This is a genomic window from uncultured Marivita sp. (genome assembly GCF_947488135.1).
Lineage (GTDB): Bacteria > Pseudomonadota > Alphaproteobacteria > Rhodobacterales > Rhodobacteraceae > Marivita.
On record NZ_CANKYW010000002.1, the window covers coordinates 65,284 to 91,238 of the forward strand.

The following is a 25,955-nucleotide window of genomic DNA, read 5'->3' on the forward strand; positions in this document are numbered from 1 at the left end:
CCCTATCCGCCCGATGCGCCAAAATCGTTCACGTCGACAAGCCTGACGGACAGCTGACCGTGATTTTCGCCCGTTTCGGTGATCTCCAACACTCCAGTGCCGATCAGCCGGTCGCCGACGTAAAGCTCCACCGGGTCTTCGACACGTTTGTCGAGGACCAGAACGGACCCCTCTTCGAGTTGCAGCAATTCGCGGACCAACGGGCGCGCGCGGCCCACAGAGACGGTGATCTCGATCGGCACCTTCGTAAATGCCGCGTCGGGTTTCTGCGGGTCTAATGTCTGGGTCGGTTTATCCATGCGCGCGCGCCTCCGATTGTTCGTACAGAACCGCATGCACCGCGTCTGTGATTTGGGCCGATACGTCCGACAGGTCGATGGACAGTTCCTTGCCGCCCAACCGGACCTCTGCCTGACCTTCTGCCACAGCGGGTGATTCCGAAACGTTGATCGGCAGGCTGCTGGATGCGCCATGCATGAGTTGCGTGACCTGCTCCGCCGCGCCCGGAGCCACGGTTATCTCGATCTGAACGGTTCCGATTTCGCGCGCGACGCGGGACAATTGATCGGCAATATGACCGCCAAGCGTGTCACGGGCGAGAGAAGGCAAAAGTTTCTCAAGGATCTCGTTGAACAGGGGCGTCAGGTTCGACAACACCTGCGCGTGAACCTCGTGATAGGTGAAGGACAAATCCTGAAGGCTTTGCGCGACACCATCCGATAGATGGGCCCCCTCCTCTGTCTTGGCCTTGATCGCGTCGTCCCAGCCTGCGCGGTAGCCTTTGTCGAATGACTCCAACCGCTCGGTTTCCAGGGTTTCGTCGGAAACCTGCGTGATGGTCGCTCCGGGCTTCACCGTGCCGAAATCTTCGAGATACGTGGCAAGAGAGGTCATCGCGCATCCTCCGGACGTGGCTCATCCAGCCAGCTTCGCAGCACTTCGACGGTCTCGCTCCGGCGTTCTTCGATCAGTGTCTTGAGCCGGGCCACGGCGTCCTCGGACGATGGCAGGTTGGTCGACCCGGCGGGATCGGCCAGAACGGGCAGGCCCATCTCGGACTCGTCCGGCTCAATTGTGCCGTTCAAAACCGGGAGATCCGACTGTGCGCTTGCGTTCAATTGCGCGGCCGACGGCGCCGGAAGGCCGAGGTCGCGGCGCGATGGTAGCAGAAGCGGGCGCACCACGAACACGCCGAGCACTAGCGCCACCACAGCCAAAACCGCGATCTGGATGAGGCTCATGGTGTCAAGCTGCCCCGCGAACCAACCGGGATCGGCGGGCAGCGAACCCAGCGGCTTCAGCGGCTCAAACGATAGCGATTTCAAAGTGATGACGTCGCCGCGCGCTTCATCGTAGCCTACAGCAGAGGCGACGAGGTCCCGCAGTGCCGTCAGTTCCTCCTCTGGCACCGGCACGAAAGACTGCGCCCCCTGTGCGTCGGTCTGAATCGCCCCGTTCACCAGCACAGCGACTGTCAGTCGCTTGATGGCCCCTGGCACCTTGATGATCTCCCGTGTCGTCTGCGACACCTCGTAGTTCAGGCGTTCACGGGTTTCCGACGATTGACGCGTCCCTGTCTCACTCGTATTCGCATCGCCGTCCGGAAGATTGGACGCCACGGTAACGGCACCCAAGCCGGCGTTTTCGGATTGATCCGATCGTTCCTCGCTGTCCGAGCTGATCACGAAGCGGCTTTCCGGATCGAACCGCCGTTCGGTGATCGATTCGCTTTCCGTGATCGTATCGATGCTGATCTCGACCACCGCATTGCCACGACCGACTCGGGCTTCGACCAGACGCAGAACACGGTCACGAAGGGCGGTTGTCCGCTCCGCGTCGTCAATCGACGACACCATCGCGCCATCATCCGACAAAAGCCCCGCTTGCGCATCGATCAGAGCGACCCCGTCCGGGTCAAGACCGGCCACTGCCGACGCCACCAGATGCCGGATCGCCTGCACCTGCGCCCTGTCGAGGCTCCCGGACCGCGCCGTGACGTGTACGGAGGCGCTGGGCGCGAGGTCGCGGCGGAAGGGATTGTCGCTGCCGGTTGCGATATGCACGCGGGCCGTCAGGATGTCGGGCGACGAGACGATGGTCCGTGCCAATTCGCCTTCTTTCGCGCGCAGATAGGCCGCATCGAACATTTGGGAGGTCGTTCCAAAGCCCGACAGGGCGTCCAACAGCTCGTAACCCTGCCCGGATGAGGCCGGGAGGCCTTCGCTGGCCAGAGTCAGACGAAGCTCATCCCGCGCGGTATCGGAGACAAAAACCGAGGTGCCCCGAACCTCGAAAGCCGCACCTTTCTGTTGCAGCGCCTGAATCACTTCACCTGCTGCTGCGGGATCAAGGCCCGAATAAAGAAGCGTCATCCTCGGCTGTGTCACCAACCGTGACATGCCCAGGACGGCAAGAAATATCCCGATTGTTGCGCCGACCACGATGACCTTGCGCGCATTGGTCAAACTTCGCCACATTGGCAATATCTGCTGCACCGATATCCTCCGAACCCAAAACATTCTGTCTCGCTGATGACTCGGTTATTGCCGGTTCGTGTTAACAATCGGTTAGTGCCTGCGGTTTAAAGACGAGGTCATGAATTCGGAAATGGGCGAGTCATGGCAACGGCTGAGGCAACTGGAACTGAGACTGACGACAGCGGGAAGAAATCGTCCAAGATCGGACTGATCCTGTCGATTGTGCTGTGCCTTTTGGGCGCCGGGCTTGGGTATTTCGGTATTTTGAGCGGACTTGTCCCTTTCGGGCCCGGCGCGTCCGGCCATGAGGCTTCGCAATCGGCAGATGACATCCCGACAACGCAGGAGGCGTCTAGCGTTCGGCCCGACGTGGCTTTCGTTACGATCCCGACGCTGATCGTGACCCTTCCGCCCGGGGCAAAGAACGACCACCTGAGGTTTTCCGCGCAAATAGAAGTGCCGAGCGAATATCAAGACGATGTCGAATATCTGATGCCAAGGATACAGGACGTGATGAACGGGTATCTCAGGGCGTTGACCGCCGAAGATATTGAGGGGCCAGGCGCCCTGTTCAAAATCAGGCTGCATCTGTTCCGCCGCATCGCAGTGGTCGTTGGCTTGGGCAAGGCAAACAGTCTGCTTGTGACAGAATTTATCCTGAATTGAGGACATGAAATGGAATTGGTCGCTGATATCCTTTTGGTCGCTGGCGCACTTGGTGCGGGGCTCTACTGCTTTGTTCTGTCCCGGCGCCTGACGCGCTTCACGGATCTCGAAAACGGCGTGGGTGCGGCTGTCGCGGTCTTGTCTTCACAAGTTACGGATTTGCAGAACGCCTTGGAAAACGCCCAAAAAACCGCGAGCCATTCGAGCGACAGTCTTGAAGACCTCACAAGACGGGCCGAGGAATCGGCCAAGCGGCTGGAATTGATGGTGGCGTCGATGCACGATTTGCCGGCCGCCCCCGCGCAACCCGTACCACCGGCGCCACCCACCGGGCCTGTCTTTTCACGTCACGCCGGAGATGCGCGATGAAATCCAGAGCCTCGAAGGGAGCGAACCGCAAAGAACGGCGCCAGACAGGAACACTCGCGATCATCGGCGCGCTTCTTCTGTTGTCCGCGACCGTACGTCTGGCAACGGAAGCGGGTCAGGTCATTGCAAGCGAGGGTCTGCTCTCCAGCCAACTCGAACCTTCAGCAAGTGCGCAAACGTTGGATCTCGCCCGCCCGGAAGAAATGACCGCCGCCCTTGACGCCATCAAGAAACGCGAAGCCCGCCTGGTTGAACGCGAAGCGGAAATGGAGGAGCGTGAAGCGACTGTCGCTTCTGCCGAGGCGGCGATCCAGGCGGAACTGACCAAGCTCGAACAGGCAGAACAAAGCCTTAGGGAGACCATCAGCCTCGCATCCGCCGCTGCCGAGGATGACATTTCCCAACTGACTGCCGTCTATGCGAACATGAAGCCCAAACAGGCCGCGGCCTTGTTCGAACAAATGGATTCCACCTTCGCCGCAGGATTTCTCGCCCGGATGCCTTCGGACAGCGCCGCGCGCATAATGGCCGGCATGACGCCGGAAAAAGCCTACGAGATCAGCGTGAGACTGGCGGGGCGAAATGCCGATATACCGCTCGAGTAGCAATTGATGTGAATGACTGGCGATCCCGGCAGGATTCGAACCTGCAACCTGCCCCTTAGGAGGGGGCTGCTCTATCCAGTTGAGCCACGGGACCGCGCGCCACAGGCATACTGATCCAATCACGGCTTGTCATCTTCTTCGAAGATTTTTTCGCAAAGTCCGCAATCGCTTGCTGGGGCGCGAAAGATTGCGATAACATCCCGTTAACAGAATAGGATGACCCCCTTGCCCAACGACGACTCCCGCCCCCTCACCCTTCGCGACGTTTCAGAAGCGTCCGGGGTTTCCGAAATGACGGTCAGCCGCGTTTTGCGCAATCGGGGTGACGTGTCGACCGCGACCCGCGAACGGGTGCTCTCTGCTGCGAAGTCGCTTGGTTACGTTCCCAACAAGATCGCCGGAGCGTTGGCGAGCCAACGGGTCAACCTTGTCGCGGTGATCATCCCAAGCCTGCGCAACATGGTTTTCCCCGAGGTCATGTCCGGCATCAGCGCCGTGCTTGAGGAAACCGAGTTGCAGCCCGTAGTGGGTGTCACGGACTACCTTCCCGAAAAGGAAGAGCGCGTTCTCTACGAAATGCTGTCCTGGCGGCCGTCGGGGGTGATCATCGCCGGGCTTGAACACACCGACGCCTCTCGCGCCATGCTCAAGGCCAGTGGGATTCCGGTGGTCGAGATCATGGATGTCGACGGCACTCCGATCGACGCCATGGTGGGCATTTCACACCGCCGGGCGGGGCGCAAGATGGCGCAAGCGATCTTGAAGGCGGGGTACGAACGGATCGGATTTCTGGGCACGAAGATGCCGCTCGATCACCGCGCCCGCAAACGTTTTGAGGGCTTTACCGAAGCTCTGGCCAAGGGCGGGGTCGAGGTGGCCGATCAGGAATTCTACTCCGGCGGATCGGCCTTGGCCAAGGGGCGCGAGATGACCGAGGCGATGCTCGCACGCGATCCTGAACTGGATTTCCTCTATTATTCCAACGACATGATCGCCGCGGGCGGTCTTTTGTCCCTGCTCGAAAAGGGCGTCGACATCCCGAACCAGATTGGCCTCGCGGGATTTAACGGGGTAGAGCTTCTAGAAGGTCTGCCACGGCAGCTTGCGACGATGGACGCATGCCGCACGGAGATCGGGCAAAAAGCGGCTGAGATCATTTCGAACCGTGTGAATTCACCCGAGGCGGACTCCCCCAAGGTGGTCGAGTTGACCCCGAAAATCAGCTACGGGGATACCCTGCGTCGATAAAAAAAGGGCCGCGAACGGCCCTTTTCGTTTCAAGTCAAGTGGCTCGACTTCAGTTCAGAACGTCAGACACCGCATGGGTCCACGCGCCATCACCCGGATCAGCCGTGATTACCGGATCCGAGCCACCGGCAAGCAACGTCTGAACCGTCCGCTCGAAATCCGCCGGATCAAGCGCGCCGTTGGACCCTGCGGTCAGCTTGGCCACTTCACCCATCATCCGCTTCTGGTGCGTTTCGGTCTGGGCGCCGGTTTCGTCATATTCGAGAACGATCATTGCCGCCTCGTCCGGGTTTTCCTCGGCCCATTTCCAACCCTTCATCGACGCGGCCACAAAGCGCTGCATCTTGTCGACGAACTCCGGGTCTTCGAGGCGGTCTTCAAGCACATAAAGCCCATCCTCGAGCGTCGCGACGCCCTGGTCCTCGTATTTGAACGTCACGAGGTCATCCGGGCTGACACCCGCATCGATCACCTGCCAGTATTCGTTGTAGGTCATGGTCGAGATGCAATCCGCCTGTCGCTGCAACAGCGGATCGACGTTGAACCCCTGCTTGAGGACCTCGACGCCGTTCTCGCTCTTGCCATCGGTCGATACGCCCATGGAACTCATCCACGACATGAACGGGAATTCGTTGCCGAAAAACCAGACGCCGAGCGTGCGGTTCTTGAGATCATCGGGGGTCTCGATGCCCGCATCCTTCCAACAGGTCAGCATCATGCCAGAGCTTTTGAACGGCTGAGCGATGTTGACGAGCGGCAAACCCTTTTCGCGTGCAGCCAAAGCGGCGGGCATCCATTCGACGGTCACATCCGCGCCACCCCCGGCGATCACCTGCGTGGGTGCGATATCGGGCCCACCAGGCTTGATGGTGACATCCAGATCGGCCTCTTCGTAATAGCCGTTTTCCAAGGCGACATAGTAGCCCGCGAACTGGGCCTGAGTGACCCATTTCAATTGCAGTGTGACCTCATCCGCTGCCCATGCCGGGGTAGCCAGACCGAACGCGGCCAAAGCGCCGAGTAGTTTACGTTTCAAAGTGTTACCTCCATGTTGTCGTTTGTCATTTTTAGTGTCCGCGATGCGACGGGTGCCAGAACGTCACGCGCTTTTCCAACCAGGCCACCAACCCGTAAAACGCCGTGCCGGCCATCGCCGAAACGGCGATTTCGGCCCAGACGAGGTCGATCGACAGGCTGCCGACACCGGTTGAAATTCGAAACCCCATCCCGCGAGTCGGTGAGCCGAAATACTCAGCAACGATTGCCCCGATCAAAGCAAGCGTTGTCGCAATCTTCAGCCCGTTGAAAACGAACGGGAGCGCCGCCGGCAGGCGCAATTTGATGAGCGTGTCCAAATAACTCGCGGCGTAGGTGCGCATCAGGTCGCGCTGCATCGCGTCGGTTTCGCGCAGGCCCTGAACCGTGTTTACGAGGATTGGGAAGAACACCATCACGACGACAACCGCGGCCTTGGACTGCCAGTCGAACCCGAACCAGCTGACCAGAATGGGCGCGATGCCGATGATCGGAAGGGCTGCCACGAAATTCCCGATGGGGAGCAACCCCTGGGTCAGGAAAGCAGACCGGTCGATCAGGATAGCGGTCAAGAATGCCGCCGCCACCCCGATGACAAATCCTGCCAGCGCGCCTTTCAAAACGGTCTGCTGGAAGTCTTCCCAAAGGATGTCGGTCGACGCGGCAAAGGTCTGCGCCACGTCCGACGGCGCAGGCAGGATCACAGGTGACACACCGAACCCGCGTACAATTCCTTCCCAAAGCACGATCAGCGTCACGCCGAAAAGCACCGGGATGAACACCCGCACAACCCGTGACCCTCGCCAGCGGGAATTGGCCAGATAAGCGTTCAGCCCCCAGGCACCGATCCAGAACACGAGAGCGAAGATGAGCCAGATCATGCCTGCATCCCCATCCGCCGCAAGGTGATGCGTTGCATCAGGTCAAGCAGCGTCACCAGAACCCCGGCAAGGATGGCCGCCGCAAAGAGCGCCGCCCAGATGGCCAGCGGCGTGCCGAACTGATCTCCGATCAGAATGCGCGCGCCCAGACCCGAGATCGCCCCCGTGGGCAATTCGCCCACAATGGTGCCCACCAAAGCGGCCGCGATCCCGATCTTGAGCGATGTGAAAAGATAGGGCATCGAGGCGGGCAACCGCAGCTTCAGGAACGCCTGCAACCCCGAGGCCGAATAGGTCTTGAGCAGATCAAGCTGCGCCGCGCCGGGCGACCGCAGCCCTTTGACCATGCCGACCAATACCGGGAAGTAACACAGGTAGGCCGAAATGATCGCCTTCGGGACCGTGCGCCCTTCGATCCCCACCTGGCTCGACAGCACAATGATCATCGGCGCCAGCGCGACAATCGGGACCGTTTGACTGATGATGGCCCACGGCATCAGGCTCATATTCACGACCCGGCTATAGACGATCGCAATCGCCCCTGCCATGCCAAGGACCGTGCCCAGAGCAAACCCCCAAAGCGTCGATTGCAGCGTGATCCAGCCGTGATAGATCAGCGACCGTTTCGACATCGGCCGACCGTTCAGCGCCATCTCGCCGGTCGTTTTCCAAAGCTCGGATCCGACTTGCACGGGCGTCGGCAGGCGCGGACGGTCCAAGCTGTAACCCAAGGCGATATGCTCGGGGTTGTTGACCATCAACCGCCAGATGGACTGCTCGAACCGCGCGCGCGATTCCGCCGGAACGACCTCTGTCCCAGACCGCTCCGCCACATCCAGCGCCCCGCGAATGTTCATCGGCGCAACCGCCGCGTACCAAAATGCGACCAATGCCGCCAATACCGCAAGGATGGGAAACAGCGACCTCATCCCGCGCGCCCCGATACCGCTTCATTGTTCCACAAATATGCAAACACCTTCGCCAGCCAAAACGTGCAGGAATTGCATATTTTAAGAACAATGAAAGGATTGGGTGGTCTCATATTCCCGCGGTACAGGCTGGCAAGCCGATGACCGTGGACGATGAAGGGACCTGCGTCCTTAAACCAAGCGCAGGCCGGTTGCGGGGGGCAGAGGGCGCCCGATGTCTCCCGCGCCGTGCGCGCGTTAACCTTAACAGAAGGATAAGCATCAATCGTCATAGGCATGGCCTGCCCGCAGCCCTTCGCGCACGCGATGCGCGATTTGCAGGAACTCCGGTGTATCGCGAATGTCGAGGGGGCGTTTTTTCGGCAGCGGGCTTTCGATGATGTCGGTGATCCGACCCGGACGCGGGCTCATGACGACGATCTTGGTCGACAGGTAAACCGCTTCGGGGATCGAATGGGTCACAAACCCGATCGTCTTTTCCGTTCGCGCCCAGAGCTCCAGGAGCTGCTCGTTCAGGTGATCGCGCACGATCTCGTCGAGCGCCCCGAACGGCTCATCCATCAGTAGAATGTCTGCGTCGAACGCCAATGCCCGCGCGATCGACGCGCGCTGCTGCATCCCGCCCGACAATTGCCACGGATATTTCTTGCCGAAGTTCGACAGTTCGACGAGGTCCAGCACGCGCGCGATCCGCGCATCCTGTTCGGCCCTCGAATAGCCCATGATCTCCAGCGGCAGCGCGATGTTCTTCTCGATCGTCCGCCAGGGATAAAGTCCTGCGGCCTGGAACACATACCCATAGGCCCGCGCGCGCCGCGCTTCGTCCGGCGTCATACCGTTGACGGTCAAAGTGCCGCCTGTCGGCGCCTCGAGTGCCGCGATGCAGCGCAAGAAAGTGGTCTTGCCACATCCCGACGGGCCGATGAAACTGACGAATTCTCCCTTACCGATGTCGAGATCAATGCCGGAGAGCGCATGCACCGGGCCGTCATTGGTCTGGAACGTCAGATCCAGCGACTTCGCCGAAATCACGGGGGTTGTCGCGCCCCGGTTCACGACCGGGGCCTCTGCCGTATCGAGCATCAAACCCCCGTCGCAGGGATGCCGGTCCGCTCGACCGGACGCGGCGCCGTCAGCTCCTTCCACGTCGACAGCGCGCGGTTGACCGTTCCATTGCCCGGCCGCTTGACGAACTGGCCATGCCCTTCCTGCGTGCGCACCTCGCCGTCGTGGATCGCCACATGCCCGCGGGTGAGCGTGAAGCGTGGCAGGCCTTTGACATGCTGCCCTTCGAACACGTTGTAATCGATGGCCGATTGCTGCGAGCTCGCCGAGATCGTCTTTTCCTTCTTCGGATCCCAGACCACGAGATCGGCATCCGCGCCGACCAGAACTGCGCCCTTCTTGGGATAGCAGTTCAGGATCTTCGCGATATTGGTCGAGGTCACCGCGACGAACTCATTGGGCGTCAGCCGCCCGGTTTCCACCCCATGCGTCCAGAGCATGGGCATCCTGTCTTCCAAGCCGCCGGTCCCGTTCGGGATCTTCGAGAAATCGCCAACGCCAAACCGCTTCTGTTCCGTGGTAAAGGCGCAATGGTCCGTGGCCACCACCGACAGCGACCCTGATTGCAGACCGGCCCAGAGGCTATCCTGGTGCTGTTTGTTGCGGAAGGGCGGCGACATCACGCGACGGGCGGCGTGGTCCCAATCCTTATTGAAATATTCGCTTTCATCGAGCGTCAGGTGCTGAATGAGTGGCTCTCCCCAAACCCGCTTGCCCTGCATCTTGGCCCGGCGGATGGCCTCATGTGCCTCCTCGCAAGAGGTGTGCACGACGTAAAGCGGCACACCCGCCATGTCGGCAATCATGATCGCGCGGTTCGTCGCCTCGCCCTCGACCTGCGTTGGCCGCGAATATGCGTGCCCCTCGGGTCCGTTGTTGCCTGCGGCCAGAAGCTTTGCCGTCAGTTCGGCAACCACGTCCCCGTTCTCGGCGTGAACCATCGCGATCCCGCCCAGCTCGGCCAGACGGCTGAACGACGCGTAAAGCTCATCGTCATTGACCATGAGCGCGCCTTTGTAGGCCATGAAATGCTTGAACGTGTTGATGCCGCGATCCTTGATCACGCTCTCCATCTCGTTGAACACCTGCTCGCCCCACCAGGTGACGGCCATGTGAAACGAGTAGTCGCAATTGGCGCGGGTCGATTTGTTGTCCCACATCTGGAGCGCGTCGAAGAGGCCCTGCCCCGGGGAGGGCAAAGCGAAGTCCACCACCATCGTGGTCCCGCCCGCCAAAGCCGCGCGCGTGCCGCTTTCGAAATCATCCGAGGAATAGGTGCCCATAAACGGCATCTCGAGATGCGTATGCGGATCGATCCCGCCGGGCATCACGTAGCAGCCGGTGGCGTCCAGTTCCTCGTCGCCTTTCAGGTTCGGACCGATCTCGGTGATGACCCCGTTGTCGATGGCGACATCCGCCTCGTAGGTCAGGTCCGCTGTGACAACCGTTCCGTTCTTGATGACTGTGGTCATGGGTTTCTCCGTGGTCCTGATCTTCTCTGGTTCAAAAACATATTGGGAGGGTCGCGCCGCGCAAAAGCGCAGTGCCCTCGCTCAACTGACGATCTCCGCCGTCTCGACGACCGCGTGGAACAGAACATCCGTTCCCGCCGTCGCCCACTCCTTGGAGATCTCTTCCGCCTCATTGTGCGACAGCCCGTCGACACACGGGCACATAACCATCGCCGTCGGTGCGACATCGTTGATCCAGCACGCGTCGTGTCCGGCCCCCGACACGATATCCATATGGCTGTAGCCCAGCCGTTCCGCCGCATCGCGGATGGCGGCCACGCATTGTTCGTCGAACGCGGGCGGGTCGAACTGTCCGACGATATGCGACTCGAAGCTGACCCCGATCTCTTCACACAGCTTCGGCGCGCGTTCCATGAATTCGTCCACCATCGCATTGAGCTTGTCGAGAAGGTGCGTCCGCAGATCGACCGTGAAAACGGCTTTGCCGGGAATGATGTTGCGGCTGTTGGGATAGATGTCGATATGCCCGATGGCGCCAACTGCATTGGGTTGGTTCTTCATCGCGATCTCTTGCACCAGCTCGGTGATGAGCGCGAGACCGCGCCCCGCGTTCTTGCGCATGTGCATCGGTGTCGATCCGGTGTGGCTTTCCTTGCCGGTCACCGTGCATTCGATCCAACGCAGGCCCTGCCCGTGCGTGACCACGCCGATATCCTTGCCCTCGGCCTCCAGAATCGGTCCCTGTTCGATGTGCAACTCGAAAAAGGCATGCATCTTGCGGTCGCCGACCTTCTCGTCGCCCTTCCATCCGATCCGTTCAAGCTCATCGCCAAAGCGTTTCCCTTTGGCATCCTCGCGATCATAGGCCCATTGCAGGTCGTGCTTGCCCGCAAAGACACCCGAAGCCAGCATCGCAGGCGCAAAGCGTGTGCCTTCCTCGTTGGTCCAGTTGGTCACCACAATGGGATGCTTGGTCTTGATCCCGAGATCATTGAGAGACCGCAGGATTTCCAACCCGCCAAGAACGCCTAGAACGCCGTCGTATTTGCCGCCCGTCGGTTGCGTGTCGAGGTGTGATCCGACGTAGACCGGAAGCGCGGCGGGATCCGTCCCCTCGCGCCGGGCGAACATGTTGCCGATCTCGTCGACACCCATCGTGCAGCCTGCATCCTCGCACCATTTCTGGAACAGCGCGCGGCCCTCGGCGTCTTCGTCGGTCAAGGTCTGCCGGTTGTTGCCGCCCGCCACGCCCGGACCGATTTTCGCCATCTCCATGAGACTGTCCCACAGGCGGTCGCCATTGATCCGCAGATTTTCTCCGGGTGCTGCCATCCCTTTTCCCCTCGCCGCTGGTCGCCGTGCGGAGCGCGTGCACCGCGCCCTCAAGTTTTTTACCATTTGGTAAAGTTACGATTGCAACGTGCCCCCAAGCTGTCAAGGTATGATCTTGGATGAGGAGTTCCGAGCAGGCCATCGTCAGGAAACCATGCCTGCAAATCAAGCATGAGAGTGAGACCGCCTGTGACCAGCACCGCCCGAAAGCCCAGCCGCATCCAGACCGAAAACCGCCAGCGCATTCGGGACGCCGCGCTTGGTCTGTTTGCCACTCACGGATTTCGCGGCACCACGCTCGACCAAATCGCGGACGCCTGCGGGATGCACAAACCCAACCTGATCTACTATTTCGACAGCAAGGAGGCGATCCATATCGATCTTCTGAACACGCTGATGGAGGAGTGGCTGAGCCCGCTCGACGCGATGGACCCGGACGGCGATCCGCTTGAAGAGATGATGGGATATATTCGCCGCAAGATGGAGATGAGTCGGCTCTACCCGCGCGAATCCCGCCTTTTCGCGAATGAAATCGTCCAGGGCGCACCACGCATGTTGCCGCATCTCGAAAGCACGCTGAAGCCGCTTTTCGACCGGCAATGCGGTATCATCAACCGTTGGATGACCGAAGGCAAACTGGCGCAAATGCACCCCGCGCACCTGATCTTTTCGATTTGGGCAGTGACACAGCACTACGCGGATTTCGAAGCGCAGATCGCGGTGCTTCTGCCGGGCGATGACAAGCGTGCACGGGGTGCAGAGGCGTTCGTTGAGGCGATGTTCCGCAAAGTGCTGACGCCGTAGGAGTTTTACCGGGGATTAACTGTCTTGGTAAAAACTGCGGATATGTCGATGCATTATCCCTTCGAGTCGCCCACTGCCTACAATCCCGGTTGGCGTGACCAGCTGTTCAGCGCGGAAGCCGTGCGCCGTCAGGGCGTTGTCCGTCGCAAGAAAGGTGCGATACACCGCGAGGTCGGGCTGACCCTCCTTCGGGCAGAGGTACAGGCGCGGGGATTCCAGCTTTTCGATGTGGGCACGGACTACCTGATCGTGTGTCATTCAAGGCCAATCACCCGCATCGGGTAATCCATTCCTCTGCATCAAAGGTCTCTACATTCCCTGAACAAAGCTATTTGCGGGCACCTTCTTGGGTATGCAACCACGTCCACGCGTTTCCAGAATTTTATGGGATGCCATGAGAATCTTCGTACGAAGATTCTCATGGCATCCCATAAAATTCTGTTAAGCGCGTGCAGAAAGCTCCCTCAAGCCTTACTCTGCTGCCTGCGCCACGGCAGGGTTGTTCGGATGGGTCGTCCAGTCCCCATGCTCCGCCGGCACAGGCTGCCCTGTCCGCTCGTCTATAACCCCTGCAGCCAGTTCTTCCATCGTGATACAGTCCTCGACAGGACAGACATTCACACACAGATTGCAGGCCACGCATTCGTCATCCTTGACGGTGAACACCCGGTCCTCTGACATCGCAATCGCCTGGTGAGACGTGTCCTCACACGCCGCATAGCAGCGACCGCACGCGATACACAGATCCTGATCGATCCGCGCCTTGGTCACGTAATTCAGGTTCAGGTTCTGCCAATCGCTCACATTCGGCACCGCCCGCCCGACGAGATCGGCGGTCGAGGACATGCCCTTCTCGTCCAGATATTGCGACAGACCCGAGATCATCTCTTGCACGATCTTGAACCCGTAGGTCATGGCAGCCGTGCAAACCTGCACGTTTCCGGCGCCCAGCGCCATGAACTCGGCGGCATCCTTCCAGGTCGTGACCCCGCCGATCCCCGAGATCGGCAGCCCGCGCATCTCGGGGGACCGCGCGATCTCGGCCACCATGTTGAGCGCGATAGGCTTCACCGCAGGCCCGCAATAGCCGCCATGCGCACCTTTGCCGTCGATCGTCGGTTCGGGCGCGAACAGGTCCAGATCGACCGACGTGATCGAGTTGATCGTGTTGATCAGGCTCACCGCATCCGCTCCACCCGCATGGGCCGCCATGGCCGGTTTGCGGATATCGGTGATGTTCGGTGTAAGTTTGACGATACAGGGCATCCGCGTGTTTTGCTTCACCCATCGCGTGACCATTTCGATGTACTCGGGCACCTGCCCCACGGCGGAGCCCATCCCGCGTTCGGACATGCCGTGCGGGCAGCCGAAGTTGAGCTCCACGCCATCGGCACCGGTCTCTTCCACGAGTGGTAGGATCGCCTTCCACGCCTGCTCTTCGCAGGGCACCATGAGAGACACGACCATTGCTCGGTCGGGGTAGTCCCGCTTGACCGCCTTGATCTCGCGCAGGTTCACCTCCAGCGGACGGTCCGTAATCAGCTCAATGTTGTTCAACCCGAGCAGTCGCCGGTCCGCACCCCAGATCGCACCATAGCGCGGTCCGTTGACGTTCACGACGGGCGGACCCGCCTCGCCCAACGTCTTCCAGACCACACCGCCCCATCCGGCCTCGAAGGCGCGGCGAACGTTGTATTCCTTATCCGTCGGCGGCGCGGAAGCGAGCCAGAACGGGTTCGGGCTTTTGATGCCCACAAAGTCAGTCGTCAGATCAGCCATTGGGCCCTCCCAGTCTCATTGTGATGTCCCGACCTGGTGGTCCGGGCAGAAATAGGACGTGCGTCCCCCTACGGTTTTCTTCGAAATCGTGCCGTCGCATCGCGTGCAGGCGTCGCCGTCGCTGCGGTGGTGAATCAACCATGCGTCCGGCAGTTGCCCGTACTCGGCATCCGTATCGACAACTGCCTGCAAGACATGGCGCAGTTCCTTGTGGAGCGTCTGTACCCGATCGCTGCTCAGAGTGTCCGCCCGCGTCTCCGGATCGATCCCGCTGCGATAAAGCGACTCGTCCGCCCAGAGATTACCCATGCCCGCCAGTTTCTTCTGGCTAAGCAGAGCCGATTTGATCGCACCACGGGTCTTGCCGATAACCTCGGCAAAGGCATTATCCCCCATCTCGAGCGCGTCCGGGCCAAGCTCCTTGTCCGCGATAAACGCATCCACATCCTCGACCAGCTCGATCCGACCGAACTTGCGCGGGTCGCGGAAATGCAGACAGGTGCCGCCCTCGAATTCCACGGTGAATCGGACGTAATCCGCTGGCGGGTCTGCGGTGTCCATCACGCGGACCGATCCCGACATGCCAAGATGGATGTGCAGCCAAGGCCCACCGACCGAGCCGACGAAGATGTACTTCCCGTGCCGTCGCGTGCGCGTGAATTGCGTGCCGATCAAGCGCTTCCGCTCGCTCTCGGTCGGCAATTCAACATGGCTCACTTCACCCAAGGCAAATCCCTCGATCGTTCGGTTCAAAGCGCCCGCCGCGATGCGTTTGCGCGCCGCTTCGCATTCGGGCAGTTCCGGCATCAGCCGGACGTCAGCGCGGCGTGAATATCCTCTGCCGCATCACGCCCTTCGGCCACGGCGGTCACGGTCAGGTCTTCACCCCCGGCCGCGCAATCCCCGCCGGCCCAGACGCCCTTGACCGAGGTGCGCCCCGGACCCGTCACGGCGATCTTGCGCCCGTCAAGATCGGGAAGGTCATCCCCCGTCAGCGTCTGACCGATGGCCTTGAACACCTGATCGGCAGCAAGACGGAAGGTCTGGCCGGTCGGCTTCAGGTCGTCATCGGTGAACTCGAACTCGATTTCCCGCACTGACCCGTTGCCATGCACAGCGACCGGAGAGGCGTTGGTGATGATCCGCACACCCTTGGCCGCCGCCAGGTCCTGTTCCCAGATGCTCGCGTTCATGCGGTCCTTGCCGCGCCGGTAGACGATGGTGACGTTCAACGCGCCCAGCAGTTTCGATTGCACCGCGGCATCCACCGCCGTCATACCGCCACCGATCACCACCACGTCGCGCCCCACTGGGAGCGTGCTCAGATCCGTGGCTTGCCGCAGGTCGGCGATGAAATCCACCGCGTCCAGAACGCCGTCCTTGTCCGATCCCGGCGCGGTCAAGGCGTTCACACCTCCGAGGCCCATGCCGAGAAACACCGCATCATATTCGGCCTGAAGATCGGCCATTTGAACGTCGCGACCCAGCGCCATATTGTTGCGGATCTCGATGCCGCCGATCTTGAGCAGCCAGTCCACCTCGCGCGCGGCGAAATCCTCGGTACTCTTGTAGGCCGCGATTCCGTATTCGTTGAGCCCGCCCGCCTTGGGGCGCGCGTCGAAGACGACAACATCATGCCCGTGCATCGCCAGGCGGTGCGCACAGGCAAGGCCCGCCGGACCGGCCCCGACAACGGCGACACGTTTGCCGGTCGGAGCCGCCCGGGAGAACGGATGCACGTTTTGCGCCATCAGCGTGTCGGTGGCGTAGCGTTGAAGCCGCCCGATCTGCACCGGCTCACCCTCGGCGGCCTCGCGCACGCAGGCTTGTTCGCACAGGGTTTCCGTCGGGCAGACGCGGGCGCACATGCCGCCCATGATGTTCTGCGTCAGGATCGTCTTGGCCGCTGCTTCGGGGGTGCCCGTGGCGATTTGGCGGATGAAGAGCGGGATGTCGATTTCCGTCGGGCACGCGGTGATACAAGGCGCATCGTGACAGAAATAGCAGCGATCGGCGGCCACCAAGGCCTCGTGATCGCCAAGCGGCGCGTGCAGGTCGGCGAAGCCCGCGCTGAGCGCATCGGGGTCCAACCGGCCTGAAACGATCCCTTCTTTCAAAGCTCTGGCGTCCATCTTCACACTCCGAAGTCAGCTTGATCCTTGGTCAAACGCTCTCACGGGTCAAAAATTTTATCAACTGGTAAAATTTTGGAAACTCGGCTTTCCGGCGAATGCTGCGCTGCGGCGTTATGCGTTCAGGGATTGGCGGGTATGCCAATCCGGAACTACTCAACGTGTTTTCAACGGCTTAGATGTGAATGAGCAAAAAATGAGCAATGCAAGGGCATATCATGGCACTTACTCAGACATACCAAGGAGAAAAGCGCGGCTTTTTCTCGAGCCTGTTCGACGGCCTGACACGCGGAGTGAACCAGATCGCAGAAGCCAATTCGCGCGTGCGCGAAGTCGAGCGTCTTCAGGCGCTGTCCGACGAAACACTGGCGGAAAAAGGCATCAAGCGCGAAGACATCGTGCGTCACGTGTTCCGCGATCTGTACTGGATGTAATCGGGTCCACCGAAAATCCGATCGGAAAAAGGGCTGCGCATCTCGCGCGGCCTTTTTCTTTGGCCAGGTCACAGAACGAAAAAAGCCGCCCCCAAGGGACGGCTTTGGAATGTACGGATCGTACGGCCGAACCGTACGACAGCCCGGATCAGTTCTGGGCGTAATATTCGATGACGAGGTTCGGTTCCATCATCACCGGGTAAGGCACATCGCTGAGACCCGGTGTGCGGACAAAAGTTGCCGTCATCTTGGAGTGGTCGACTTCGAGGTAGTCGGGAACGTCACGCTCGGGCAGTTGGACGGCTTCGAGAAGTGCGGTCATCTGCTTGGACTTCTCGCGGACCTCGATCACGTCGCCTTCCTTCACGCGGTAGGACGGGATGTTGACGCGCTGGCCGTTGACCAGAACGTGACCGTGGTTCACGAACTGACGCGCTGCAAAGACGGTCGCGACGAACTTGGCACGGTAGACGACGGCGTCCAGACGACGCTCGAGCAGGCCGATCAGCTGTTCGCCAGTGTCGCCGCGCAGACGCTCGGCTTCGGCATAGATGCGGCGGAACTGCTTTTCGGTCAGATCACCGTAATAGCCCTTGAGCTTCTGCTTGGCGCGAAGCTGGAGGCCGAAGTCGGACATTTTGCCCTTCCGGCGCTGGCCATGCTGACCGGGGCCGTATTCACGACGGTTGACCGGGGATTTCGGACGACCCCAGATGTTTTCGCCCATCCGGCGGTCGATTTTGTACTTGGCAGACGTGCGTTTGGTCACGGCTGATCTCCTTCTTGGGACGACGCCCCGAAAGGCGACTATGAAGGGCGTTGTCCTCTTGGGTGCGAAACCCATGACAGGCATCCCCTTGCGGGGGCCACCAACACCAATGAAGCCGCGCTTATACGTCCGGTCCCGGCAGAGTCAACACGCGATCTTCCGAGGCGCATTAAACCTTGTTTAAGGGCCATCGTGCAGAGTGCTGCGACCACAAGACGGGATGGTTGCATGACCCAGCGCGCAGTTCGCAAGACACTTGGCCCTTCACCCCTGGATGCCGCAGTTCTGACGCGGGATCGCGGTATTCTCGCAATGGTCGAAGACGCCGTCCACCACAGGGAGGTGCGGCTTGCCTTTCAGCCCGTGGTCCAGGCGCAGCGGCAGGATCACATCGCCTTTTATGAGGGGCTTGTCCGCGTCACCGATCCGACCGGGCGGATCATCCCGGCGGCACAGTTCATCGATCTGGTCGAAGAACGCGAAAGCGGCAGGCTTCTGGATTGCTTGTCGCTTGAACACGGGTTGCGCACGCTTCTGCACAATCCGGACATCCGGCTGGCCATCAACCTGTCGGCGCGATCCGTCGGCTATCCGAAATGGCGCAAGGTGCTGGATCGCGGACTGTCCCGCGACCCTTCGGCCGCCGGACGGCTGATCCTCGAAATCACCGAGGCGTCCGCGATGCTGGTGCCTGAACTGGTGGTGCAGGCGATGCGCGATTTGCGGCGGCGGGGCATCAGCTTTGCGCTCGATGATTTCGGCGCGGGATATACCGCGCTGCGATACCTGCGAGAATTCCAGTTCGATATCCTGAAGATCGACGGACAATTCATCCGCGGGATCGCGACCGACCCCGACAACCAGGTCCTCACCCGCGCCATTCTCGCGATTGCACAGCAATTCGATATGTTCACTGTCGCCGAATGTGTCGAATCCTCGCCCGACGGGCAGACACTTGCCGATCTCGGGGTGGATTTCTTGCAAGGCTACTATTTCGGGGCTCCCACCGTCGATCCGCCGTGGCGGCCGATCCCCCCGAAGTGGAACATGCATTAACGGCGGGGCCGACCCGCCATGACGCTAGGTCAATCCCGCCATGCGAAACAGGCCTGAGACACCCTGTCCGGTATGCCTTGGTCCACCGTTGCTTTAGGAGGGCGCCAGAAGAGGTCTGGGGCCGCGGCCGCAAATACGCGATAATCGCCGTGGAATCACTACTGGACCATGACTTTGGTGGAGGGACATATGACCAACGTCGTTATCGCATCCGCCGCACGTACGGCCGTTGGGTCGTTCGGCGGCTCTTTCGCAAACACACCCGCACATGATCTTGGCACAGCCGTTCTGAACGCGCTGGTCGAACGCGCCGGTGTCGAAAAAGAGGCCGTCTCCGAAACGATCCTCGGTCAGGTTCTCACGGCCGCGCAGGGCCAGAACCCGGCGCGCCAAGCGCATATCAACGCAGGCTTCCCGCAGGAAAGCTCGGCCTGGGGAATCAACCAGGTGTGCGGTTCGGGCCTTCGCGCGGTCGCATTGGGCGCACAGCATATCCTGCTGGGCGATGCCGAGATTGTCTGCGCCGGCGGTCAGGAAAACATGTCCATGTCGCCCCACGCTGCGAACCTGCGTCAGGGTCACAAGATGGGCGATATGAAGTACATCGACACCATGATCCGCGATGGTTTGTGGGATGCCTTCAACGGTTATCACATGGGTCAGACCGCCGAGAACGTCGCCGAGAAGTGGCAGATCAGCCGCGATCAGCAGGACGAATTCGCCGTCGCTTCGCAGAACAAGGCCGAAGCGGCGCAAAAGGCGGGCAAGTTCGATGACGAGGTGATCGCCTTTACCGTCAAGGGTCGCAAGGGCGATACCGTGGTCGACAAGGATGAATACATCCGCCACGGCGCAACGATGGAGGCGATGCAGAAACTGCGCCCGGCCTTCACCAAGGACGGGTCGGTCACGGCAGCGAACGCCTCGGGCCTGAACGACGGCGCGGCGGGTGTGCTGCTGATGAGCGAAGAAAACGCGCAGAAGCGCGGAATCACGCCGATGGCCCGCATCGCATCCTACGCGACCGCCGGTCTTGATCCATCGATCATGGGTGTCGGCCCGATCTACGCTTCGCGCAAGGCGCTGGAAAAGGCCGGTTGGTCGGTTGGCGATCTGGACCTCGTGGAAGCGAACGAAGCCTTCGCCGCGCAAGCCTGCGCCGTGAACAAGGACATGGGCTGGGATCCGGAAATCGTGAACGTGAATGGCGGCGCGATCGCCATCGGCCACCCGATCGGCGCATCCGGTGCCCGCGTTCTCAACACGCTGCTGTTCGAAATGCAGCGCCGCGACGCCAAGAAGGGTCTTGCGACCCTCTGCATCGGCGGCGGCATGGGCGTGGCGCTCTGCGTCGAACGCCCCTGATCTGACGGCCCGGACCCGCACGAGCGCGGTCCGGGCCTTTTTTTCTTTTTCATGACCGAAACTGTGCCCTCCTTCGACCAGCTGGTGTTTTCCGGCGGCGGCCTGCGGTGTTTCTGGCAAGGCGGTTTTCTGGACGTCGTGCGCGATGAAATCGGGCTTGCGCCGGATCGCATCACCGGCGTGTCGGGCGGCGCGCTGTCGGCATGTTGTTTCGTCGCGCGCCGGGGTCCGCAAATGCTCGAACGGATGTGCGAAGCGTTCGCCGAGAATGAGTCCAATGTGGCTTGGGACAGTTTCGAAGACGACGGCCTGACCCCGCATCAACGTCTGTATCGGCAATGCGTCGAAGAGGTATTGGACGAGGCCGCACGGCAGCAGATCGTAGATGGTCCGTCGCTGACGATATTGCTGGGCCATCCGCCTCTTTCGGGTTTGCCCAAGCTGTCGGGCACCGCCGCGACGCTGGCCTACGAAGCAGAGTTGCACAGCATCGCGTCGCCGCATTTCAACTGGGCGCAAAAGATCGGCCTTGGCACGTCGCGCGTCGATGCGCGCAAGGCGGCACGGGATGGCACCCTGACAGATCTGGTCGCCGCCGCCGCCGTCATCCCGCCGGTGTTCGAACCGCCCGAATGGGAGGGACGCCCGGTCATCGATGGCGGCATGGCCGACCAGGCCCCCATGCCCGACCCGGATGAGGGCGACACCTTGATCCTGCTGACCCGGCACTACAGCGGCCTCACGCCCGTGCCGGGACGCACCTATCTTGAACCGTCCGAGCCCTGCCCGGTCGACAAGATTGACTTTACAGACCCTGCCAAGCTGCGAGACACATGGTCTTGTGGTGAGGCGGACGGTCGATCGTATCTCGAAACCCTGAACCAGACCAAATAACGGAGGAGATTTTCCCATGGCACGTGTAGCACTCGTCACCGGCGGCAGCCGCGGTATCGGTGAAGCAATTTCAAAGGCGCTCAAGGCAGAAGGCTATGAGGTTGCGGCCACCTATGCCGGCAACGATGAGAAAGCCGCCGCCTTCACCGAGGAAACCGGCATCAAGACCTACAAGTGGAACGTGGCCGATTACGACGCCTCCAAAGAGGGCATCGCCAAGGTCGAAGCCGATCTGGGCCCCATCGACGTGGTTGTCGCCAATGCGGGCATCACCCGCGATGCGCCGTTCCACAAGATGACGCCCGAGGCGTGGAAAGAGGTGATCGACACCAACCTCACCGGCGTGTTCAACACGGTCCACCCCGTCTGGCCTGGGATGCGCGAGCGCAAGTTCGGCCGCGTGATCGTGATCTCCTCGATCAACGGGCAGAAAGGCCAGTTCGGCCAGGTCAACTATGCGGCGACCAAGGCGGGCGATCTGGGCATCATCAAATCGCTGGCGCAGGAAGGCGCGCGCGCAGGCATCACCGCCAACGCGATCTGCCCCGGCTATATCGGCACCGAAATGGTCCGCGCGATCCCGGAAGAGGTTCTGAATTCCAAGATCATCCCGCAGATCCCGGCGGGCCGTCTGGGTGAGCCGGAAGAGATCGCGCGCTGCGTGACCTTCCTTGCGTCCGACGATGCGGGCTTCATCAACGGCTCGACGATTTCGGCGAACGGGGCGCAGTTCTTCGTCTGATCCCGTATCGCTGTTATTCGGAAAGGCCCGCCAGTTGCGCGGGCCTTTTCTTTTGTCTGGGCGCGGTATAGCGGAGCCTTCATGACACGCACCGCCGCGACCAGTATCGGGTTCATCGCCGTCCTGCTTTGGGCGCTTCTGGCGCTGTTCACGGCAGGGTCCGATCCGGTGCCGCCTTTCCTGCTGAATGCGTTGACCTTTGCCATCGGCGGTGCGGTGGGTGTGATCTGGGTGCTTGTGCGCGGGCGCGTTTCGGTGCTGCGATTGGTGCCGTGGACCGTCTACGCCTTCGGGACCGCAGGGTTGTTCGGCTATCACGCGCTCTATTATTCGGCTTTGAGATTAGCGCCGCCCGCCGAGGCGGGGCTGATTGCCTATCTCTGGCCGCTGTTCATCGTGCTGTTTTCAGGTCTGTTGCCCGGGGAACGGCTGCGGGCGGGGCATATCATCGGCGCGTTGGTGTCGTTCGCCGGGGCAGCGCTGATCGTTTTGCGCAACGGATTCAGCTTCGATGCCGCAGCGACGCCCGGTTTGATCCTTGCGGGTCTCTGTGCACTGACATGGAGCAGCTATTCGGTGCTGTCGCGCCGCCTTGGCACCACCCCGACCGAGGCGGTGGCGGTGTTCTGTGTCCTTACCGCGATCCTGTCGGTCCCGGCGCATCTGATGTTCGAATCCACGGTCTGGCCAGAGAGCGGGTTTGGCTGGCTGTCGGTTGTGGCCCTTGGGCTTGGTCCCGTTGGGCTGGCGTTCTACGTCTGGGACATCGGGGTGAAGAAGGGCGACATCCAGGTGCTGGGCGTGGCGAGCTATGCCGCGCCGCTCTTGTCCACGCTTGTCCTGATCGTGGCGGGGTTTGCACAGGCGTCGTGGCAATTGGTGGTTGCGGCAGTCCTGATCACCGTCGGAGCCGGGATCGCAGCGCTGGCGTCGCGTCGCGGTTAGGTGCAGATTCGCACAAAATTGGCGCGCTGAAGCGTGTTTATGTGCGAAAAGATATAGATAGATTGTCAATCAACAGGGCTCAGGCCCGTTTCCCTATTCGGAGAATTGACATGCTGAACCAGATCAACGGACTGCACCATGTGACATCGCTGGCCAGTGGTGCGCAGACGAACAACGATTTTTTCACCAAGACGCTGGGCCTGCGGCGGATCAAGAAGACCGTCAACTTCGACGCGCCCGAGGTGTATCATCTGTATTACGGTGACGAAGCCGGGACGCCCGGCACGGTGATGACCTATTTCCCTTTCCCGAACGCGCGGCGCGGTCGCCCCGGCACGGGTGAGGTCGGGATCACCGGATTTGCCGTGCCCAAGGGCAGCCTGCCCTATTGGCAAGACCGGCTGGCGACGTTCGACGTGAAGAACCTACAAGCGGAAACCACGTTCGGTGAAAGCCGCCTGCGCTTTGATGGGCCGGATGGCGACGGCTTCGTGCTGGTGGAGACCGAGGGCGACGCGCGCGATCCGTGGACGAACAACGGCGTTCCAGCAGAGGCCGCCATCCGTGGCTTTCACAGCGCCGACATGCGTCTGCGTGATGCCGGGGCGAGCGCCGAATTGCTGCGCTTCATGGGCTACGAAGAGCTTGACCGTCAGGACAACGTCACCCGTTTTCATGTGCCCGGCGGCAACGAAGCCAACGTGATGGACATCACGCAGGTGAACGCCCCCGGCGCGGATCAAGGCGCGGGATCGGTGCACCACATCGCCTTTTCCGTCGACAACCGCGACACCCAATTGGACGTGCGCAAGGCGCTGATGGACACGGGCTACCAGGTGACGCCGGTGATCGACCGCGATTACTTCTATGCGATCTACTTCCGGACGCCCGGTGGTGTGTTGTTCGAAGTGGCCACCAACGAACCCGGCTTCGACCGTGACGAGGACACCGCGCATCTGGGAGAGGCGCTCAAGCTGCCGAGCCAGCACGAGCATCTGCGGGAGGTTCTCGAGGAAAAGTATCTGGAGCCGATCGTTGACTGACTACATCACTCGCGAAACCAGGGGCACGCCCGGCGCGCCCTTGGTGTTCACCTTTCATGGCACGGGTGGCGACGAGAGCCAGTTTCACGGGCTGGCGGAACAGCTTTGGCCCGGCGCGCATGTGGTTTCCCCGCGCGGTGACGTGTCGGAACACGGCATGGCACGCTATTTCCGGCGCACCGGCGAAGGTGTCTACGACATGGAGGATCTGGCCAAACGGCGTGCCGCGATGGCGAAGTTCATTCGATCGAAGATCGCCGCAACCGATGCGACGCGCGTGATTGCGCTTGGCTATTCCAATGGCGCAAACATCGCTGCGGCGGTGGCGTTTGAAGATCCGGACCTGTTTACGGACGTGATCGCCATGCACCCGCTGATCCCGTGGACGCCTGAGCCGCAGCCAGACCTCGCCAAGACGCGCTGGTTGATCACCGCAGGCGAACGCGATCCGATCTGCCCGGCGCCTATGACGAAGTCCCTGCTGGACTATCTACGCGCTCAGGACGCCGATGTGACAGAGTATTGGCACCCGGGCGGGCACGAGCTTGTGCAATCCGAGCTTCAGGCGATCCAGAGTTTTCAGACATGAAAAAGCCCGGGGGAGACCCGGGCCAATCGTGTTAGGAGAGACGCTCAATCTCTTCCTTGAGTCGGAGTTTCTGCTTTTTCAGCGACGCGATCATCAGGTCATCTGTGCCTGGCGCGCGTTGGGCCTGTTCGACCTCTTCAGACAGGGTTTGGTGCTTCCGCTTCAGTTCCTGAAGATGTGAAGTCAAGCTCATGAAGTCCTCCTGTGACTGATTGGATCTTCAGTCGACCACAGTTTTACAAATCTGTCACGCTGCAAGCGCGAAGTCGGTAAATTCCCGCTAAGACGAGCGGCTCTGCGCATGTGATTGCGCCGGAAATGGCAACGATTTGGGCGAACGCAGGACAGTTGTGATCGTTTCGGTATACGAATCGCCATCGGTTTCGTGGATTTCGCCGCGGTGCAGCACGAGCGGAGGGTGCGACACAAACGCCGCCCGCCGATTTTTGCGCCCCCGCAACAGGACAAGCCGCGCCGGGCGGTGGGTTCGCGGGTGGATCGGCCAAAGCTCAAGCGCACCCAGGGTGGCGAAAAACGCGCTCATCAGTTCGGGCAGGCGGTCGGCTCTCTGGATGAAGGTGGCGACACCCCCGGGTTTGAGCCGCTTGGAGGCAACGCTCACCCATTTGGACAGGGGCAAAGCGCCCGACCGGGATACGGCACGGTCCTGCGACCGTGGGGCGACAGCGCGGAAATCCTCAAAATAGGGCGGATTGGCGATCACGTGATCAAAGCGTTCGGATTTTACGGCGGCCGGAAGCGCGGACAGATCGGCGCAATGCACGGTGCCGGTCAGCCCGTTGTCGTTCAGATTCCGCTGCGCGAGATCGGCATAGGCGGGCTGCATTTCGACGCCCGTGCAGGTGATCCCCGGCACCCGCGTGCCAAGACAGGCCAGCGCGGCCCCCCCGCCGCAGCCGAGTTCGAGCACGGTTTGGCCGGGCGTGGCGGGGATGGACGCGGCCAGAAGCACGGGATCGACCCCCGCACGGTAGCCGTCTTTCGGTTGCCAGAGCCGCGCCGCACCCCCCAGAAAATCATCCCGGGTCAGGTCGTCCGGCGCGAAGGGCTCAGTCCTCAAACTTGACTCCGTACTCGCGCAGAACACGTCTGGCATCATCAAGCTCACCGGTCCGCACCATCAAACGGCGCGGCAGGATACCGATGGAGCCTTCGAGGATGCTCATGTTTACGTCCAATTCAAAGCTGTCTATACCCTCGTCCTCAAGCACGGCTCGGGCGAGCGGTATCAGTGTGATGTCATTGGTGCGCAAAAGCTCTTCCATGACCATGATGTAGGAACACCCGGCCCGCTTTGTCGAGC

Annotated in this window: 30 protein-coding genes and 1 tRNA gene; 14 read left to right on the forward strand and 17 right to left on the reverse strand. The window is 61.1% G+C overall.

Going from position 1 to position 25,955, the window contains the following annotated elements; all coding sequences use genetic code 11:
* Positions 1 to 2 precede the first annotated feature (2 nt).
* From Q1B16_RS07500 to fliF, 3 genes are read right to left on the reverse strand one after another with little or no spacing between them, the layout of a single operon-like run.
* The gene (locus tag Q1B16_RS07500; protein ID WP_299786195.1) at positions 3 to 299 is read right to left on the reverse strand and encodes a FliM/FliN family flagellar motor switch protein; all 297 of its coding nucleotides are present in this window, start codon (positions 297 to 299) and stop codon (positions 3 to 5) included.
* A complete protein-coding gene (locus Q1B16_RS07505; RefSeq protein WP_299786197.1) occupies positions 292 to 894 on the reverse strand; it encodes an ABC transporter ATP-binding protein in 603 nt (200 codons plus the stop codon). The genes Q1B16_RS07500 and Q1B16_RS07505 overlap by 8 nt, the downstream gene beginning before the upstream one ends.
* Complete coding sequence (gene fliF / locus Q1B16_RS07510; RefSeq protein ID WP_299786199.1) at positions 891 to 2,477, reverse strand: flagellar basal-body MS-ring/collar protein FliF; 1,587 nt, start codon at positions 2,475 to 2,477, stop codon at positions 891 to 893. Before fliF ends, Q1B16_RS07505 begins: the two co-directional genes overlap by 4 nt.
* Before the next feature lie 141 nt (positions 2,478 to 2,618).
* Here fliF and Q1B16_RS07515 point away from each other — a divergent pair, with 141 nt between their 5' ends.
* From Q1B16_RS07515 to Q1B16_RS07525, 3 genes are read left to right on the forward strand one after another with little or no spacing between them, the layout of a single operon-like run.
* Positions 2,619 to 3,143, forward strand: coding sequence for a flagellar basal body-associated FliL family protein (locus tag Q1B16_RS07515; protein ID WP_299786201.1), 525 nt, complete (start codon positions 2,619 to 2,621; stop codon positions 3,141 to 3,143).
* Between the two features lie 9 nt (positions 3,144 to 3,152).
* The gene (locus Q1B16_RS07520) at positions 3,153 to 3,512 is read left to right on the forward strand and encodes a DUF6468 domain-containing protein (protein ID WP_299786203.1); all 360 of its coding nucleotides are present in this window, start codon (positions 3,153 to 3,155) and stop codon (positions 3,510 to 3,512) included.
* A complete protein-coding gene (locus Q1B16_RS07525; RefSeq protein WP_299786205.1) occupies positions 3,509 to 4,117 on the forward strand; it encodes a hypothetical protein in 609 nt (202 codons plus the stop codon). The genes Q1B16_RS07520 and Q1B16_RS07525 overlap by 4 nt, the downstream gene beginning before the upstream one ends.
* Before the next feature lie 17 nt (positions 4,118 to 4,134).
* Here the strand turns inward: Q1B16_RS07525 and Q1B16_RS07530 are convergent.
* Positions 4,135 to 4,211 (reverse strand) — tRNA-Arg (locus Q1B16_RS07530).
* A gap of 122 nt (positions 4,212 to 4,333) precedes the next feature.
* Between Q1B16_RS07530 and Q1B16_RS07535 the strand changes: the two genes are divergently transcribed.
* Complete coding sequence (locus tag Q1B16_RS07535) at positions 4,334 to 5,365, forward strand: LacI family DNA-binding transcriptional regulator (protein WP_299786207.1); 1,032 nt, start codon at positions 4,334 to 4,336, stop codon at positions 5,363 to 5,365.
* Positions 5,366 to 5,414: 49 nt separating this feature from the next.
* On the opposite strand, the gene Q1B16_RS07540 is transcribed toward Q1B16_RS07535, so the two are convergent.
* From Q1B16_RS07540 to Q1B16_RS07565, 6 genes are all read right to left on the reverse strand, one after another.
* Complete coding sequence (locus tag Q1B16_RS07540) at positions 5,415 to 6,401, reverse strand: ABC transporter substrate-binding protein (protein WP_299786209.1); 987 nt, start codon at positions 6,399 to 6,401, stop codon at positions 5,415 to 5,417.
* Between the two features lie 31 nt (positions 6,402 to 6,432).
* Positions 6,433 to 7,281 carry an ABC transporter permease gene (locus tag Q1B16_RS07545; protein WP_299786211.1) on the reverse strand — a complete coding sequence of 283 codons (849 nt, stop codon included), beginning with the start codon at positions 7,279 to 7,281 and terminating at the stop codon, positions 6,433 to 6,435.
* Positions 7,278 to 8,210 carry an ABC transporter permease subunit gene (locus tag Q1B16_RS07550; protein WP_299786214.1) on the reverse strand — a complete coding sequence of 311 codons (933 nt, stop codon included), beginning with the start codon at positions 8,208 to 8,210 and terminating at the stop codon, positions 7,278 to 7,280. The genes Q1B16_RS07545 and Q1B16_RS07550 overlap by 4 nt, the downstream gene beginning before the upstream one ends.
* Before the next feature lie 261 nt (positions 8,211 to 8,471).
* Positions 8,472 to 9,293: an ABC transporter ATP-binding protein gene (locus Q1B16_RS07555; protein ID WP_299786216.1), complete on the reverse strand. Its 822-nt coding sequence runs from the start codon at positions 9,291 to 9,293 to the stop codon at positions 8,472 to 8,474.
* The gene (gene hydA / locus Q1B16_RS07560; protein ID WP_299786218.1) at positions 9,293 to 10,747 is read right to left on the reverse strand and encodes a dihydropyrimidinase; all 1,455 of its coding nucleotides are present in this window, start codon (positions 10,745 to 10,747) and stop codon (positions 9,293 to 9,295) included. Before hydA ends, Q1B16_RS07555 begins: the two co-directional genes overlap by 1 nt.
* 81 nt (positions 10,748 to 10,828) lie before the next feature.
* Positions 10,829 to 12,079: a Zn-dependent hydrolase gene (locus tag Q1B16_RS07565; protein ID WP_299786220.1), complete on the reverse strand. Its 1,251-nt coding sequence runs from the start codon at positions 12,077 to 12,079 to the stop codon at positions 10,829 to 10,831.
* Between the two features lie 171 nt (positions 12,080 to 12,250).
* Between Q1B16_RS07565 and Q1B16_RS07570 the strand changes: the two genes are divergently transcribed.
* Together Q1B16_RS07570 and Q1B16_RS07575 are read left to right on the forward strand one after the other, a co-directional pair.
* The gene (locus Q1B16_RS07570) at positions 12,251 to 12,883 is read left to right on the forward strand and encodes a TetR family transcriptional regulator C-terminal domain-containing protein (RefSeq protein ID WP_299786222.1); all 633 of its coding nucleotides are present in this window, start codon (positions 12,251 to 12,253) and stop codon (positions 12,881 to 12,883) included.
* A gap of 48 nt (positions 12,884 to 12,931) precedes the next feature.
* Complete coding sequence (locus tag Q1B16_RS07575) at positions 12,932 to 13,168, forward strand: hypothetical protein (RefSeq protein WP_299786224.1); 237 nt, start codon at positions 12,932 to 12,934, stop codon at positions 13,166 to 13,168.
* Between the two features lie 186 nt (positions 13,169 to 13,354).
* Here Q1B16_RS07575 and preA read toward each other — a convergent pair whose 3' ends face one another.
* Genes preA through Q1B16_RS07590 form a run of 3 tightly spaced genes read right to left on the reverse strand, consistent with a single transcriptional unit; the run spans position 13,355 to position 16,794 of the window.
* Positions 13,355 to 14,662, reverse strand: coding sequence for an NAD-dependent dihydropyrimidine dehydrogenase subunit PreA (gene preA / locus Q1B16_RS07580; protein WP_299786226.1), 1,308 nt, complete (start codon positions 14,660 to 14,662; stop codon positions 13,355 to 13,357).
* Between the two features lie 15 nt (positions 14,663 to 14,677).
* Complete coding sequence (locus tag Q1B16_RS07585; protein ID WP_299786228.1) at positions 14,678 to 15,469, reverse strand: DNA-formamidopyrimidine glycosylase family protein; 792 nt, start codon at positions 15,467 to 15,469, stop codon at positions 14,678 to 14,680.
* The gene (locus tag Q1B16_RS07590) at positions 15,469 to 16,794 is read right to left on the reverse strand and encodes an NAD(P)-dependent oxidoreductase (protein WP_299786230.1); all 1,326 of its coding nucleotides are present in this window, start codon (positions 16,792 to 16,794) and stop codon (positions 15,469 to 15,471) included. The genes Q1B16_RS07585 and Q1B16_RS07590 overlap by 1 nt, the downstream gene beginning before the upstream one ends.
* A 218-nt stretch (positions 16,795 to 17,012) precedes the next feature.
* Here Q1B16_RS07590 and Q1B16_RS07595 point away from each other — a divergent pair, with 218 nt between their 5' ends.
* Positions 17,013 to 17,228, forward strand: a complete 216-nt coding sequence (locus Q1B16_RS07595; RefSeq protein ID WP_299786232.1) for a DUF1127 domain-containing protein — start codon at positions 17,013 to 17,015, stop codon at positions 17,226 to 17,228.
* A 148-nt stretch (positions 17,229 to 17,376) separates the two neighbouring features.
* Here Q1B16_RS07595 and rpsD read toward each other — a convergent pair whose 3' ends face one another.
* A complete protein-coding gene (gene rpsD / locus Q1B16_RS07600) occupies positions 17,377 to 17,997 on the reverse strand; it encodes a 30S ribosomal protein S4 (protein ID WP_299786234.1) in 621 nt (206 codons plus the stop codon).
* 228 nt (positions 17,998 to 18,225) lie between these two features.
* On the opposite strand from rpsD, the gene Q1B16_RS07605 reads away from it, so the two are divergent.
* From Q1B16_RS07605 to Q1B16_RS07635, 7 genes are all read left to right on the forward strand, one after another.
* Positions 18,226 to 19,053 (forward strand): EAL domain-containing protein, encoded by an 828-nt coding sequence (locus Q1B16_RS07605; protein WP_299786236.1) that lies wholly within the window; start codon positions 18,226 to 18,228, stop codon positions 19,051 to 19,053.
* Between the two features lie 189 nt (positions 19,054 to 19,242).
* A complete protein-coding gene (locus Q1B16_RS07610; RefSeq protein WP_299786238.1) occupies positions 19,243 to 20,418 on the forward strand; it encodes an acetyl-CoA C-acetyltransferase in 1,176 nt (391 codons plus the stop codon).
* A 51-nt stretch (positions 20,419 to 20,469) separates the two neighbouring features.
* Positions 20,470 to 21,312 (forward strand): patatin-like phospholipase family protein, encoded by an 843-nt coding sequence (locus Q1B16_RS07615; protein WP_299786240.1) that lies wholly within the window; start codon positions 20,470 to 20,472, stop codon positions 21,310 to 21,312.
* Positions 21,313 to 21,328: 16 nt separating this feature from the next.
* Positions 21,329 to 22,054 carry an acetoacetyl-CoA reductase gene (gene phbB, locus Q1B16_RS07620; protein WP_299786242.1) on the forward strand — a complete coding sequence of 242 codons (726 nt, stop codon included), beginning with the start codon at positions 21,329 to 21,331 and terminating at the stop codon, positions 22,052 to 22,054.
* An 81-nt stretch (positions 22,055 to 22,135) separates the two neighbouring features.
* Complete coding sequence (locus Q1B16_RS07625) at positions 22,136 to 22,999, forward strand: EamA family transporter (protein WP_299786244.1); 864 nt, start codon at positions 22,136 to 22,138, stop codon at positions 22,997 to 22,999.
* A gap of 110 nt (positions 23,000 to 23,109) precedes the next feature.
* A complete protein-coding gene (locus Q1B16_RS07630; protein WP_299786246.1) occupies positions 23,110 to 24,042 on the forward strand; it encodes a VOC family protein in 933 nt (310 codons plus the stop codon).
* Positions 24,035 to 24,631, forward strand: coding sequence for an alpha/beta hydrolase (locus Q1B16_RS07635; protein ID WP_299786248.1), 597 nt, complete (start codon positions 24,035 to 24,037; stop codon positions 24,629 to 24,631). The genes Q1B16_RS07630 and Q1B16_RS07635 overlap by 8 nt, the downstream gene beginning before the upstream one ends.
* Positions 24,632 to 24,662: 31 nt before the next feature.
* Here Q1B16_RS07635 and Q1B16_RS07640 read toward each other — a convergent pair whose 3' ends face one another.
* From Q1B16_RS07640 to Q1B16_RS07650, 3 genes are all read right to left on the reverse strand, one after another.
* Positions 24,663 to 24,824 carry a DUF465 domain-containing protein gene (locus tag Q1B16_RS07640; protein WP_085630368.1) on the reverse strand — a complete coding sequence of 54 codons (162 nt, stop codon included), beginning with the start codon at positions 24,822 to 24,824 and terminating at the stop codon, positions 24,663 to 24,665.
* 87 nt (positions 24,825 to 24,911) lie between these two features.
* Positions 24,912 to 25,712, reverse strand: coding sequence for a methyltransferase (locus Q1B16_RS07645; RefSeq protein WP_299786250.1), 801 nt, complete (start codon positions 25,710 to 25,712; stop codon positions 24,912 to 24,914).
* Positions 25,702 to 25,917 (reverse strand): DUF2007 domain-containing protein, encoded by a 216-nt coding sequence (locus Q1B16_RS07650; protein ID WP_299787825.1) that lies wholly within the window; start codon positions 25,915 to 25,917, stop codon positions 25,702 to 25,704. The genes Q1B16_RS07645 and Q1B16_RS07650 overlap by 11 nt, the downstream gene beginning before the upstream one ends.
* Positions 25,918 to 25,955: the final 38 nt, after the last annotated feature.

What these genes read in the sequence shown, in the direction of transcription:
- Q1B16_RS07500 (WP_299786195.1), bottom strand. Translation starts at nt 299, where the DNA reads ATGGATAAACCGACCCAGACATTAGACCCGCAGAAACCCGACGCGGCA.
- Q1B16_RS07505 (WP_299786197.1), bottom strand. Translation starts at nt 894, where the DNA reads ATGACCTCTCTTGCCACGTATCTCGAAGATTTCGGCACGGTGAAGCCC.
- fliF (WP_299786199.1), bottom strand. Translation starts at nt 2,477, where the DNA reads ATGTGGCGAAGTTTGACCAATGCGCGCAAGGTCATCGTGGTCGGCGCA.
- Q1B16_RS07515 (WP_299786201.1), top strand. Translation starts at nt 2,619, where the DNA reads ATGGCAACGGCTGAGGCAACTGGAACTGAGACTGACGACAGCGGGAAG.
- Q1B16_RS07520 (WP_299786203.1), top strand. Translation starts at nt 3,153, where the DNA reads ATGGAATTGGTCGCTGATATCCTTTTGGTCGCTGGCGCACTTGGTGCG.
- Q1B16_RS07525 (WP_299786205.1), top strand. Translation starts at nt 3,509, where the DNA reads ATGAAATCCAGAGCCTCGAAGGGAGCGAACCGCAAAGAACGGCGCCAG.
- Q1B16_RS07535 (WP_299786207.1), top strand. Translation starts at nt 4,334, where the DNA reads ATGACCCCCTTGCCCAACGACGACTCCCGCCCCCTCACCCTTCGCGAC.
- Q1B16_RS07545 (WP_299786211.1), bottom strand. Translation starts at nt 7,281, where the DNA reads ATGATCTGGCTCATCTTCGCTCTCGTGTTCTGGATCGGTGCCTGGGGG.
- Q1B16_RS07550 (WP_299786214.1), bottom strand. Translation starts at nt 8,210, where the DNA reads ATGAGGTCGCTGTTTCCCATCCTTGCGGTATTGGCGGCATTGGTCGCA.
- Q1B16_RS07555 (WP_299786216.1), bottom strand. Translation starts at nt 9,293, where the DNA reads ATGCTCGATACGGCAGAGGCCCCGGTCGTGAACCGGGGCGCGACAACC.
- hydA (WP_299786218.1), bottom strand. Translation starts at nt 10,747, where the DNA reads ATGACCACAGTCATCAAGAACGGAACGGTTGTCACAGCGGACCTGACC.
- Q1B16_RS07565 (WP_299786220.1), bottom strand. Translation starts at nt 12,079, where the DNA reads ATGGCAGCACCCGGAGAAAATCTGCGGATCAATGGCGACCGCCTGTGG.
- Q1B16_RS07570 (WP_299786222.1), top strand. Translation starts at nt 12,251, where the DNA reads ATGAGAGTGAGACCGCCTGTGACCAGCACCGCCCGAAAGCCCAGCCGC.
- Q1B16_RS07575 (WP_299786224.1), top strand. Translation starts at nt 12,932, where the DNA reads ATGCATTATCCCTTCGAGTCGCCCACTGCCTACAATCCCGGTTGGCGT.
- preA (WP_299786226.1), bottom strand. Translation starts at nt 14,662, where the DNA reads ATGGCTGATCTGACGACTGACTTTGTGGGCATCAAAAGCCCGAACCCG.
- Q1B16_RS07585 (WP_299786228.1), bottom strand. Translation starts at nt 15,469, where the DNA reads ATGCCGGAACTGCCCGAATGCGAAGCGGCGCGCAAACGCATCGCGGCG.
- Q1B16_RS07590 (WP_299786230.1), bottom strand. Translation starts at nt 16,794, where the DNA reads ATGGACGCCAGAGCTTTGAAAGAAGGGATCGTTTCAGGCCGGTTGGAC.
- Q1B16_RS07595 (WP_299786232.1), top strand. Translation starts at nt 17,013, where the DNA reads ATGGCACTTACTCAGACATACCAAGGAGAAAAGCGCGGCTTTTTCTCG.
- Q1B16_RS07605 (WP_299786236.1), top strand. Translation starts at nt 18,226, where the DNA reads ATGACCCAGCGCGCAGTTCGCAAGACACTTGGCCCTTCACCCCTGGAT.
- Q1B16_RS07610 (WP_299786238.1), top strand. Translation starts at nt 19,243, where the DNA reads ATGACCAACGTCGTTATCGCATCCGCCGCACGTACGGCCGTTGGGTCG.
- Q1B16_RS07615 (WP_299786240.1), top strand. Translation starts at nt 20,470, where the DNA reads ATGACCGAAACTGTGCCCTCCTTCGACCAGCTGGTGTTTTCCGGCGGC.
- phbB (WP_299786242.1), top strand. Translation starts at nt 21,329, where the DNA reads ATGGCACGTGTAGCACTCGTCACCGGCGGCAGCCGCGGTATCGGTGAA.
- Q1B16_RS07625 (WP_299786244.1), top strand. Translation starts at nt 22,136, where the DNA reads ATGACACGCACCGCCGCGACCAGTATCGGGTTCATCGCCGTCCTGCTT.
- Q1B16_RS07630 (WP_299786246.1), top strand. Translation starts at nt 23,110, where the DNA reads ATGCTGAACCAGATCAACGGACTGCACCATGTGACATCGCTGGCCAGT.
- Q1B16_RS07640 (WP_085630368.1), bottom strand. Translation starts at nt 24,824, where the DNA reads ATGAGCTTGACTTCACATCTTCAGGAACTGAAGCGGAAGCACCAAACC.
- Q1B16_RS07650 (WP_299787825.1), bottom strand. Translation starts at nt 25,917, where the DNA reads ATGGAAGAGCTTTTGCGCACCAATGACATCACACTGATACCGCTCGCC.